Raw genomic sequence first — 12,046 nt, forward strand, 5'->3', positions numbered from 1 at the left:
CGGAGTCGCCCATGAAGATCGTCATCGCTCCGGACTCGTTCAAGGAAAGCCTCGCCGCCGCACAGGTGGCCGAGGCCATCGCGCGAGGCTGGCGAGCGGTGTTCCCGGACGCCGAGTGCCTGCTGCGACCGATGGCCGACGGTGGCGAAGGCACGGTGGACGCGGTGCTGGCGGCAGTGGGTGGCGAACGGCGCACCTGCACGGTCAGCGGCCCGCTGGGCACGCCCGTCGAGGCCCACTGGGGCTGGCTCGCGGACGACAACGCAGTGATCGAGATGGCGGCCGCCAGTGGTCTGCATCAGGTGCCCCCGGAGCAGCGCGACATCCTGCGTGCCTGCAGCGCGGGGACCGGTGAGCTGATTCGCCAGGCCCTGGACGCCGGCGCGCAGCGCATCATCCTCGGTCTGGGCGGCAGCGCCACCAACGATGGTGGCGCCGGCCTGCTGCGCGCCCTGGGTGTGCGTCTGCTGGACAGCGCCGGGCAGGCGCTGGCGCCCGGTGGCGCGGCGCTGGCCCAACTGGCGGAAATCGATCTGTCCGGGCTGGACCCGCGCCTTGCCCAGGTGGCGGTGCTGGTCGCGGCGGACGTGGACAACCCGCTGTGCGGCCCGCACGGTGCCTCCGCGGTGTTCGGCCCGCAGAAAGGTGCCAGCCCGGAGCAGGTTTGCCTGCTGGATGCGGCGCTCGCCCATTACGCCGCGCGGATGGCTGCCGCGCTGGGCACGGATCATTCGACCGAGCCGGGTGCGGGCGCGGCCGGCGGTTTGGGCTTTGCGGCGCGCGCCCTGCTGGGTGCCCGCTTCCGACCCGGCATCGAGGTGGTCGCCGAGCTCTGCGGCCTGGCCGACGCCATGCAGGGTGCTGCGCTGGTGATCACCGGCGAGGGTCGCCTGGATGCACAGACCCTGCACGGCAAGACCCCGCTGGGCGTGGCCCGTATCGCCCGCGCCGCCAGCGTGCCGGTGATCGCCCTGGCCGGCAGTTTGGGCGAGGGCTACCAGCGCCTGTACACCGCCGGCATCACCGCGGCCTTCAGCCTGGTGCCCGGCCCGACCACGCTGGAGCAGGCCTGCACCGATGCGGCCGGTCTGCTGCAGGCCCGCGCCACCGATATTGCCCGACTCTGGCAGGCTGCCCGCCACTGACGCATCCGGGCCACTCCATGGCCCGCTGAGGCATTCTGTCACGCACTCGCACTGCTCCGCTCCGAGCCGAGCGGATACCATGTCGCCCGCCGGCAATCCCCATTCCAGACGCCGGCGCACGCTGGATGTCGAGGAGTCGAACATGACACAGAGGGTTTGGGACCTGCCGCTGCGGCTATTTCACTGGTTGCTGGTGCTGAGCGTGACGGGTGCGATCGCGACAGGCTTGGCCGGCGGCAACTGGATGAGCTGGCACGCCGATCTGGGCATGCTCGTCGCCGGCCTGCTGGTGTTCCGCCTGCTCTGGGGCCTGCTGGGCTCCACCTATGCCCGCTGGAGCGCCATCGTCAGCGCGCCGCTCGCAATGGGCCGCTACCTGCGCGGCGAATGGCGCGAGCCGGGTCACAACCCGCTGGGCGCGCTGTCCGTGCTGGCCCTGATCGCGGTGCTGATCGCCCAGACGGCAACCGGTCTCCTGGCCTATGACGACATCGCCCTGCGTGGCCCGCTGGCCCGCCTGGTGGACACCGAAACCAGCCTGTGGCTGACCGACATCCACCGCCAGCTGAAGAACCTGCTGATGCTGCTGGTCGGGCTGCATATCCTGGCCATCCTGGCGTATCAGCTGCGGGGCAAGAAACTGGTGCAGGCCATGCTGCATGGCCGTGACACGGAGATGGCACCGGAACAGGCCGCCCGTGGCGGTAGCCTGGTTGCGTTCCTGTTCGCCCTGCTCATCAGCCTGGCGGCGGTCTGGGCGCTGCAGCAGGCGCCACAGTGGCTGGAACCGCCGAAACCGGCCACCCCGCCGCCGGCGTTGAGCTGGTAACGCGGTCGGCGCTTTTTCCGGCCGCCGCAACCTGCACGGGACATCCCAAACAAAAAGGCCGATCGAATGATCGGCCTTTTGCGTAACGCTGCGCTCCGCTTACTTGGCGCGGAAGTTGTCGTGGCAGGCCTTGCAGCCGGCACCGACGTCACCGAAGGCCTTGCGGATGCGCGCCTGGTCGCCGCTGGCGGCTTCGCTGGCCAGGGTGTTGGCGGCCTGCACGAACTGGCCGCCGATCTGGCCGGCCTTTTCCAGGTTCTGGAAGAATTCGGGCTTCAGGCGGGTCTTCACCGGGGCCTTGCCCTGCACGCTGTCCGGGCTGTACAGCGCGCCCATGCCGGAGTTGGCCAACGCGGCGATGGCGTTGGCGGAAGCCTGCACCTGGGCGGCGTCGAACGGCACGCTGCCGTCGATGACCTGAGCCTTGATCTTGCCCATGTTCCAGGACATGAACTGGTAACCGGCCTTGCGGTACTGGATCTGGTCCTCAACGCTCAGTTGGGCGTTGGCGGTCAGGCTGGCGGCGGCGAGTACGGCACTCAGGCTGCCGATGACAAGAGCTTTCACGGTGTTCTCCTTTTGGGTAACAGCACGACCCCATGGTCGAAGCGCCAATGGTCGCCTTCCGTCGGGTTGGACACAACCTTCACCTTCGATACCCAGGGGCGTATGGAAACACCCTGCAATAAAAAACCCCGTGGCTTTCGCCACGGGGTTCGCCCGTTTGCACGCAGGCATTTTTTCTTTGTGATCAGCCCTGACGGATCAGGTGATCGAAAGCGCTTAGAGAAGCCTTGGCGCCCTCGCCGACCGCAATCACGATCTGCTTGTACGGCACGGTGGTGACGTCGCCGGCGGCGAACACACCGGGGATGTTGGTCTGGCCCTTGGCGTCGACCACGATCTCGCCGAAGCGGTTCAGCTCGACGGTGCCCTTCAGCCAGTCGCTGTTGGGCAGCAGGCCGATCTGCACGAAGATGCCTTCCAGCTCGACGGTGTGCAGCTGCTCGGTAGTGCGGTCCTTGTAGACCAGGCCGGTCACCTTCTGGCCATCGCCCAGCACCTCGGTGGTCTGCGCCAGGGTGTGGATGGTGACGTTCGGCAGGCTGCGCACCTTGGCCTGCAGCACGGCGTCGGCACGCATGCTTTCACCGAACTCCAGCAGGGTCACGTGGGACACGATGCCGGCCAGGTCGATGGCCGCTTCGACGCCGGAGTTGCCGCCGCCAATCACCGCCACGCGCTTGCCCTTGAACAGCGGGCCGTCGCAGTGCGGGCAGAAGCACACGCCCTTGGCCTTGTACTCGGCCTCGCCCGGCACGTTCATTTCGCGCCAGCGGGCACCGGTGGAGAGGATCACGGTCTTGGCCTGCAGGCGGCCGCCGTTCTCGAATTCCACGGTGTGCAGGCCGTCGGCGCCGGCCGGAATCAGCTTGCTGGCGCGCTGCAGGTTCATGATGTCCACGTCGTACTGCTTGACGTGCTCTTCCAGGGCGCGGGCCAGCTTCGGACCCTCGGTCTCCTTCACGGAGATGAAGTTCTCGATGGACATGGTGTCCAGTACCTGGCCGCCGAAGCGCTCGGCCGCCACACCGGTACGGATGCCCTTGCGCGCCGCATACACGGCGGCGGAAGCACCCGCCGGGCCACCACCGACCACCAGCACGTCGAAAGCGTCCTTGGCGTTCATCTGGTCGGCGGCGCGGGAGGCGGCGCCGGTGTCCAGCTTGGCGAGGATCTGCGCGACGTCCATGCGGCCCTGGCCGAACACTTCGCCGTTCAGGTAGATGCTCGGTACGGACATCACCTGGCGGGCTTCGACTTCGTCCTGGAACAGCGCGCCGTCGATGGCGACGTGGCGGATGTTCGGGTTCAGCACGGCCATCAGGTTCAGCGCCTGAACGACATCCGGGCAGTTCTGGCAGGACAGGGAGAAATAGGTCTCGAAGTTGAATTCGCCTTGCAGACCCTTGATCTGTTCGATGACGTCCTGGCTTTCCTTGGACGGATGGCCGCCGACCTGCAGTAGGGCCAGGACCAGGGACGTGAATTCGTGGCCCATCGGCAGACCGGCGAAGGTCAGGCTGATGTTGCCGTTGATGCGGTTCAGGGAGAACGAAGGCTTGCGGGCATCGTTGCCGTCGGTGCGCAGGCTGATCTTGTCGCTCAGACCGGCGATGTCCTGCAGCAGGCCCAGCATTTCCTGGGACTTCGCGCCATCATCGAGGGACGCGACGATCTCGAACGGCTGGGTGACCTTTTCGAGGTAGGCCTTCAACTGGGTTTTAAGATTGGCGTCCAACATGGTGTGCGGTACCCCGTGTAATAAATTCCGGAAACAAAACGCCCGGGCGGATCGCGCCCGGGCGTCGGGCTAGAGGGGAGCCGGTAAAAACTCCCGTAGCGTAAAACGGATGGCAAAGCAGGTCAGCGAAGCCGAGGCAAGGCGCAATCAGGCGAGGGCGCGGAGTTTACGAGCTGTAAATGAGCAGCCCGAGCCTGATTGCAACGCCGCATCGGCGATGCTGAGCGGCTTTGCCGCCGTTTTTAGATCTTGCCAACCAGATCCAGGGACGGAGCCAGAGTGGCTTCGCCTTCCTTCCACTTGGCCGGGCAGACTTCGCCCGGGTGGGAGGCGACATACTGGGCGGCCTTGACCTTGCGCAGCAGGTCGGAAGCGTCACGGCCGATGCCTTCGGCGGTGATTTCCACGGCCTGGATGATGCCTTCCGGGTCAACGATGAAGGTACCGCGGTTGGCCAGGCCCTGGTCTTCGCGCAGGACTTCGAAGTTGCGGCTGATCTGCATGGTCGGGTCGCCGATCATGGTGTACTGGATCTTGCCGATGGTTTCGGAGCTGTCGTGCCAGGCCTTGTGGGTGAAATGGGTGTCGGTGGACACGGAGTAGATCTCGACGCCCAGCTTCTGGAACTCGGCGTAGTGGTCAGCCACGTCGCCCAGCTCGGTCGGGCAGACGAAGGTGAAGTCGGCCGGGTAGAAGAAGAAGACGGCCCACTTGCCCTTCAGGTCGGCTTCGGTGACTTCGATGAACTTGCCCTGCTTGAACGCTTGAGCTTTGAACGGCTTGATCTGGGTGTTGATAACGGACATTCACAGACTCCTTGGAGAGGGTGGGTTGAAACATTTGATGGGGGTCATCTTAGCGGATAACCCCCAGATCACTAATTTATTAACCAAATCCTTGCAATAGAATCAGTCAATAACACAACACTCATAAAGCATGGGGATGGCGAGCCGCGCATTCAAGCAGCCCGTCTGTCGCGCTTGAACCGCGTCGACGTTCCAGCCACCCTATGGCCCTGCCGAATAACGCCGTCCCGCATGACCCATCCTTCCATCACATCGAACAGGCCCCGCTGGCGCAGCCTGGGCATTCTCGCCCTGCTGCTGGCCCTGCTGCTCTGGCCCCTGCACGAGCTTGCCGAGCGCTATTACAGCGCCCGACTCGCCGAGCAGAACCGCCAGACGCTGGACCTCTACGTCGCCAACCTGCTGGGCACGCTGCGCAGCTACGAAACCCTGCCGGGCATACTTGGCAACCTGCCGGTGCTGCGTAATGCACTGCTGAGCCCGAGCAACAGCGCCTCGCTGGAGCTGGCGAACCACCAGTTGATGCGCCTCAAGCATCAGACCGGCGCGGACGTGATCTACCTGATGCGCGCCGACGGACTGACCATCGCCTCTTCCAACTGGGACCAGCCGGACTCGTTCGTCGGCCGCAACTTCGCCTTCCGCCCCTACTTCCTGGAAGCCATGGACGGGCGCCTGGGACGTTTCTTCGGCCTGGGCAACACCTCCGGCAAGCGCGGCTACTACTTCGGCCAGGCCATCGAGCATGGCCGCGAACGCGTCGGCGTGCTGGTGGTGAAGCTGGACCTGGACCGCACCGAAACCCTGTGGGGCAATTCACCGGAGCGCCTGCTGGTGACCGACAGCCAGGGCGTGGCGATTCTCACCTCCTACCCCGGCTGGCGCTTTCGCACCACGCGGCCGCTGCGTGCCGAGGAGCAAGAGGCCATCGCCCTGCATCGGCCCTACCCGACCCTCGACCTGCAGCAGCTCGAGCTGGACCCGGTGCTCTGGCTGCAGCAGAGCCGCCAGCTGGACGAGATCGGCTGGACGGTAAGCATCCTGACCCCCGCCAGCCAGCTGGATCGCCCGGTACAGAGCATCCTGGCCGGGGGCGGCATCGCCCTGCTGGCGATCCTCGCCCTCTACGGCCTGTGGCTGCAGCGCCAGCGTCACTACCTGGATCGCATCGCACTGAGCACCCGCGCACAGCGCGAGCTGGAGGCGCGGGTGCTGGAGCGCACCCGAGACCTGGAGAGCCTCAACAGCCGCCTCAAGCAGGAAGTGCTGGAGCGCGAGCAGGCCCAGCAGGAGTTGGTGCGCGCCCAGGACGAGCTGGTGCAGGCCGGCAAGCTGTCGGCGCTGGGCACCATGAGCGCCAGCATCAGCCATGAACTCAACCAGCCGCTGGCGGCGATCCGCAGCTACGCCGACAACGCCCGCATCCTGCTCGAGCACCAGCGCCACGACGAGGTGAATGCCAACCTGCAGCAGATCAGCGCGCTGACCGCCCGCGCCGCGTCGATCATTGCCCACCTGCGTGCCTTCGCCCGCCGCGATCGGCATGCCCCGGAGAGCATGGCGCTGCAGCCGGCGCTGGACGACGCCCTGGCCCTGCACGCCCAGCGCCGCCGCACCCTGGACGTCGAGCTGATCCGCGACCTGCCGGATGCGCCGCTGTGGGTGCAGGCCGGCGAGACCCGCCTGCGCCAGGTGCTCAGCAACCTGATTGCCAACGCCCTTGACGCCCTCGCCGAGCGACCACTGCCCCGCAAGCTGTGGATCGCCGCACGCCATGATGAACAGGGCGTGTCCCTGAGCCTGCGCGACAACGGCCGTGGTTTCAGCCAGGAGGCGCTGAATCATGCGCTGGAGCCGTTCTTCACTACCAAGACCAGCACCCAGGGCCTCGGCCTGGGCCTGGCGATCTGTGACAGCCTGATGCGCGCGTTGGGCGGCGAGCTGCAGATCGGCAATCATCCCGAGGGTGGCGCGCAGCTGATCCTGCACCTGCGCCTGGCCGAACCCGGAACCAACCCCTATCCGCCGGAGGATCTGTCCGCATGAGTCCGGAAGCCGCCATCGACAACCAGATCCAGGTCCTGCTGATCGACGACGACCCCCACCTGCGCTTGGCCCTTAGCCAGACCCTGGACCTGGCCGGCCTCAGGGTGCTGGCCCTGGACAACGCGCAAGGCGTCGCCGCGCGCCTGGGTCGCGACTGGCCGGGCGTGGTGGTCAGCGACATCCGCATGCCCGGCCTGGATGGCCTGCAGCTGCTGGCGCAGATCCACGAGCGCGACCCGGAGCTGCCGGTGCTGCTGATCACCGGCCACGGCGATGTGCCGCTGGCCGTGCAGGCCATGCGCGCCGGCGCCTACGACTTCCTGGAGAAGCCCTTCGCCAGCGAACAGCTGCTGGAGAGCGTGCGCCGCGCCCTCGACCTGCGCCGCCTGGTGCTGGACAACCGCAGCCTGCGCCTGGCCCTGGCCGACCGCCAGCAGCTGGACGTGCGACTGCTTGGCCGCTCACCGGTGATGCAGCGCCTGCGCGACCAGATCGCCGCGCTGGCCGCCACCTCCGCCGACGTGCTGATCCTCGGCGAAACCGGCGCCGGCAAGGAAGTGGTGGCGCGCGCCCTGCACGACTTGTCCGCCCGCCGCGACGGCCCGTTCGTGGCCATCAACGCCGGCGCGCTGGCCGAGTCGGTGGTGGAAAGCGAGCTGTTCGGCCACGAGGCTGGCGCCTTTACCGGCGCCGCCAAGCGGCGCATCGGCAAGTTCGAGCACGCCAGCGGCGGCACCCTGTTCCTCGATGAGATCGAGAGCATGAGCCTGGACGTACAGGTCAAGCTGCTGCGCCTGCTGCAGGAGCGTGTAGTGGAACGCATGGGCTCCAACCAACTGATTCCCCTGGATATCCGGGTCATCGCCGCCACCAAGGAAGACCTGCGCCAGGCGGCGGACCAGGGGCGCTTCCGCGCCGACCTCTATTACCGCCTGAACGTCGCGCCGCTGAAGATCGCCCCGCTGCGTGAACGTGGCGAGGATGCCCTGCTGCTGTTCGAGCATTACGCCAGCGCCGCCAGCCAGCGCCATGGCCTGCCGGTGGTACCGCTCAGCGCCGCGCAGCGCGCCCAGCTGCTGCGCCACACCTGGCCGGGCAACGTGCGGGAGCTGCAGAACACCGCGGAGCGCTTCGCCCTCGGCCTGGGCCTGGGCCTGGAGGTCGAGACACCGGGGCCGGCGACCGGCACGCCGGGCGGCCTCAGCGAACAGGTGGAAGCCTTCGAACGCGCGCTGATCGCGGCCGAACTGGCGCGTCCGCACAATTCTCTGCGCAGCCTGGCCGAAGCGCTGGGCATTCCACGCAAGACGCTGCACGATAAGCTTCGCAAGCACGGCCTGGCAGTTCACGACCCTGGCGGGAATCCGCCAGAAGCTCTCGACTGACCGGCGGAAACCCGCCAAAAGTCGCCTGTCATGCGGCCTGCGCCGCCTTCCCTGTAGTCCGCCCGCAGGGGCACTACAGGATTGCGGGTATTTGGCATACCAATTGCTAGTCGCCTTGTCGCCGTTTTCGGTCCAAGCTCTGCCCGTGTTCGCGTCGAGAAGCTCCAACAACCAGACGCGAGCATGGCTGACCGAGTTCAGCGTCATCGCCTAGCGATACACACAACAAAGAGGATGTACCCAACCATGTTCAAGCTAACTGCCAAGGCTGTCGCCTGCGCACTGTCCCTGAGCGTCGCCGGGCTGGTCCACGCGGCCGATCCGATCACCATCAAGTTCTCCCACGTCGTGGCGGAAAACACCCCGAAGGGTCAGGGCGCGCTGATGTTCAAGCGTCTGGCCGAAGAGCGCCTGCCGGGCAAGGTGAAGGTCGAGGTCTACCCGAACTCCTCGCTGTACGGTGACGGCAAGGAAATGGAAGCGCTGCTGCTGGGTGACGTACACATCATCGCCCCGTCGCTGGCCAAGTTCGAGCACTACTCCAAGGCCATCCAGATCTTCGACCTGCCGTTCCTGTTCGACGACATCGAAGCCGTTGACCGCTTCCAGAAGAGCGAAGGCGGCCAGAAGCTGCTGGCTTCCATGCAGGACAAGGGCATCACCGGCCTGGGCTACTGGCACAACGGCCTGAAGCAGCTGTCCGCCAACAAGAAGCTGGTCGAGCCGAAGGACGCCCGCGGCCTGAAGTTCCGCGTACAGGCTTCCGCAGTGCTGGACGAGCAGTTCAAGGCGCTGAAGGCCAACCCGCGCAAGATGAGCTTCGCCGAGGTCTACCAGGGCCTGCAGACCGGCGTGGTCAACGGTGCCGAGAACCCGTACTCGAACATCTACTCGCAGAAGATGCACGAAGTGCAGAAGTACATCACCGAGTCCAACCACGGCCTGCTGGACTACATGGTGATCACCAACACCAAGTTCTGGGAAGGCCTGCCGGCTGACGTGCGCACCGAACTGCGCAGCATCATGGACGAGGTGAGCGTCGAGGTTAACCGCCTGGCCTACGAGCTGAACGAAGGCGACAAGCAGCGCATCCTGGCTGCCGGCACCACCGAAATCATCACCCTGACTCCCGAGCAGCGTGCCAAGTGGCGTGAAGCCATGCAGCCGGTGTGGAAGAAGTTCGAAGGCGAAATCGGCGCTGACCTGATCAAGGCCGCCCAGGCCTCCAACCAGAAGTAAGCCTTCTGGCCCAGCGGGCACGCTTCGACGTGCCCGCTCCGATGCCGCGGGACCTGCGGTAATAACAAGATTGAAACTGCCAGGTACGGCTTCTGGTCGCTCTCGCGACGTTTGTTCAACCCATCGGGAGATGTCATCCATGAACGCCCTGCGGCGCATCTGGGACCATTTCGAGGAGATGTTCATTGCATTTCTCCTCGCGGCAATGACGCTGGTGACCTTCGTCTATGTCGCACTCAACAACCTCTACACCATGTTCTACACCTTCGCCGAGAAGATGCCGAGCATGGAGGATTTCTGGTACGGCATCGGGGATGCCATCCTGGCCCTGGCGCAAGCCATGACCTGGAGTAACGCACTGACCAAGGCACTGTTCGCCTGGCTGATCTTCTTCGGCATCGCCTACGGCGTGCGTACTGCCGGCCACATCGGCGTGGACGCGGTGGTCAAGCTTTTCAAGACCAAGGCCCAACGCGTCATCGGCATCATTGCCTGCCTGGTCTGCCTGGGTTACGCCGGCCTGCTGGCCGAGTCCAGCCTGGAGTGGGTCGCCACCCTGGCCACGGCACAGATCGGCGCCGAGGATCTGGGCCATTACGGCATCATGCAATGGCACATTGCCTTAATCGTGCCGTTCGGCTTTGCCCTGTGCTTCATCCGCTTCCTTGAAATCTTCGTGCGCATCATCCGTGGCCAGCAGACCGGCCTGGGGCTGGCTGACGAGGCCGCCGACGCCGCCCATCTGGCACAGCACGACGACACCGAGGAGCGCAAGTAAATGTCCATTCTTTTCCTGTTCGTAATGCTCTTCGCGCTGATGTTCATCGGCGTGCCGATCGCCGTGTCCCTCGGCCTGGCCGGCTCGCTGACCATCATGATCTTCAGCGAGGACTCGGTCCGTTCGCTGGCCATCAAGCTGTTCGAAACCTCCGAGCACTACACCCTGCTGGCCATTCCGTTCTTCCTCCTGGCCGGCGCCTTCATGACCACCGGTGGCGTGGCGCGTCGTCTGATCGACTTCGCCAACGCCTGCGTCGGCCACATCCGCGGCGGTCTGGCCATCGGCGCAGTGCTGGCGTGCATGCTCTTCGCCGCGCTGTCCGGCTCCTCCCCAGCCACCGTGGCTGCGGTGGGCTCCATCGCCATCGCCGGCATGGTGCGCTCCGGTTATCCGCAGGCATTCGGCGCCGGCATCATCACCAACGCCGGTACCCTGGGCATCCTGATTCCGCCGTCGGTGGTGATGGTGGTGTACGCCGCCGCCACCGAACAGTCGGTGGGCAAGCTGTTCGTCGCCGGCGTTATTCCGGGCATTCTGCTCGGCCTGGCGCTGATGGTGGCCATCTACATCGTCGCCGTTAAGAAGAACCTGCCGGCCCTGCCGCGCGCGTCCTTCCGCGAGTGGCTGAGCGCCGGCCGCAAGGCCATGTGGGGCCTGCTGCTGATGGTGATCATCCTCGGCGGCATCTACTCCGGCATGTTCACCCCGACCGAGGCGGCCGCCGTGGCGGCGGTGTACTCGGCCTTCGTGGCGATCTTCGTGTACAAGGACCTGACCATCAAACAGGTCCCGCACGTGATCCTGGAGTCCGGCAAGCTGAGCATCATGCTGATGTTCATCATCGCCAACGCCATGCTGTTCGCCCATGTGCTGACCACCGAACAGATCCCGCAGCAGATCACCAGCATGGTGATGGGCATGGGTCTGGAGCCCTGGCAGTTCCTGCTGGTGGTGAACATCGTGCTACTGGTGGCTGGCGCGTTCATGGAACCGTCCGCGGTGATCCTGATCCTGGCGCCCATCCTGTTCCCCATCGCCATGGAGCTGGGCATCGACCCGATCCACCTGGGCATCATCATGGTGGTGAACATGGAGATCGGCCTGATCACCCCGCCGGTGGGCCTCAACCTGTTCGTCACCTCGGCGGTGACCGGCATGACCGTACCGCAGGTGATCCGTGCCGCCATGCCGTGGCTGCTGATTCTGCTGAGCTTCCTGGTGATCATCACCTACGTGCCGTGGGTCTCCTTGGCGCTGCCGAACTGGCTGGGCATGCCGTAAGGCGCTTCACCCTCTCCCCAGCCCCTCTCCCATCAAGGGAAAGGGGAAACCCAACCGAAAGCCCGGCCCCGCGCCGGGCTTTCGCGTTTCTGCCGCCCGGCGGCGAACTCCGACCAATGGGTGACATCCGTGACTTCATGGTCAGACACTGCGTCAAGCAAGGCAGTCCACAAGAACGTGCCTCGTCGTCTGCAGGCGCGACAAATTCCCGGTCAGCGCGTCCCACCGC

At 65.7% G+C, this 12,046-nt stretch carries 10 protein-coding genes; 7 read left to right on the top strand and 3 right to left on the bottom strand.

Going from position 1 to position 12,046, the window contains the following annotated elements:
* Positions 1-11 precede the first annotated feature (11 nt).
* Together SF06_RS09810 and SF06_RS09815 are read left to right on the top strand one after the other, a co-directional pair.
* The gene (locus tag SF06_RS09810) at positions 12-1,145 is read left to right on the top strand and encodes a glycerate kinase (protein ID WP_039561115.1); all 1,134 of its coding nucleotides are present in this window, start codon (positions 12-14) and stop codon (positions 1,143-1,145) included.
* 142 nt (positions 1,146-1,287) lie between these two features.
* On the top strand, positions 1,288-1,974 hold the full coding sequence (locus tag SF06_RS09815; RefSeq protein WP_027589082.1) for a cytochrome b/b6 domain-containing protein: 687 nt from the start codon (positions 1,288-1,290) through the stop codon (positions 1,972-1,974).
* Between the two features lie 99 nt (positions 1,975-2,073).
* Here the strand turns inward: SF06_RS09815 and SF06_RS09820 are convergent, their stop codons facing one another.
* The 3 genes from SF06_RS09820 to ahpC form a co-directional block, all read right to left on the bottom strand.
* Positions 2,074-2,541, bottom strand: coding sequence for a c-type cytochrome (locus tag SF06_RS09820; RefSeq protein ID WP_027589083.1), 468 nt, complete (start codon positions 2,539-2,541; stop codon positions 2,074-2,076).
* Between the two features lie 184 nt (positions 2,542-2,725).
* Complete coding sequence (ahpF, locus tag SF06_RS09825) at positions 2,726-4,279, bottom strand: alkyl hydroperoxide reductase subunit F (protein ID WP_039561118.1); 1,554 nt, start codon at positions 4,277-4,279, stop codon at positions 2,726-2,728.
* Between the two features lie 242 nt (positions 4,280-4,521).
* Positions 4,522-5,085: an alkyl hydroperoxide reductase subunit C gene (gene ahpC / locus SF06_RS09830; protein WP_027589085.1), complete on the bottom strand. Its 564-nt coding sequence runs from the start codon at positions 5,083-5,085 to the stop codon at positions 4,522-4,524.
* A gap of 231 nt (positions 5,086-5,316) precedes the next feature.
* Between ahpC and SF06_RS09835 the strand changes: the two genes are divergently transcribed.
* The 5 genes from SF06_RS09835 to dctM all read left to right on the top strand — a co-directional run bounded on the left by SF06_RS09835 (position 5,317) and on the right by dctM (position 11,817).
* Positions 5,317-7,131 carry a sensor histidine kinase gene (locus SF06_RS09835; protein WP_039561119.1) on the top strand — a complete coding sequence of 605 codons (1,815 nt, stop codon included), beginning with the start codon at positions 5,317-5,319 and terminating at the stop codon, positions 7,129-7,131.
* The gene (locus SF06_RS09840) at positions 7,128-8,516 is read left to right on the top strand and encodes a sigma-54-dependent transcriptional regulator (RefSeq protein ID WP_039561120.1); all 1,389 of its coding nucleotides are present in this window, start codon (positions 7,128-7,130) and stop codon (positions 8,514-8,516) included. Before SF06_RS09835 ends, SF06_RS09840 begins: the two co-directional genes overlap by 4 nt.
* 246 nt (positions 8,517-8,762) lie before the next feature.
* Positions 8,763-9,755, top strand: coding sequence for a C4-dicarboxylate TRAP substrate-binding protein DctP (gene dctP / locus SF06_RS09845; protein ID WP_027589088.1), 993 nt, complete (start codon positions 8,763-8,765; stop codon positions 9,753-9,755).
* A gap of 139 nt (positions 9,756-9,894) precedes the next feature.
* Positions 9,895-10,533: a TRAP transporter small permease gene (locus SF06_RS09850; protein WP_039561121.1), complete on the top strand. Its 639-nt coding sequence runs from the start codon at positions 9,895-9,897 to the stop codon at positions 10,531-10,533.
* Complete coding sequence (gene dctM, locus SF06_RS09855; protein WP_039561122.1) at positions 10,534-11,817, top strand: C4-dicarboxylate TRAP transporter large permease protein DctM; 1,284 nt, start codon at positions 10,534-10,536, stop codon at positions 11,815-11,817. It begins immediately after the preceding gene.
* The last annotated feature ends 229 nt before the right edge of the window (positions 11,818-12,046 follow it).

The organism is Pseudomonas flexibilis (genome assembly GCF_000802425.1).
Lineage (GTDB): Bacteria > Pseudomonadota > Gammaproteobacteria > Pseudomonadales > Pseudomonadaceae > Serpens > Serpens flexibilis.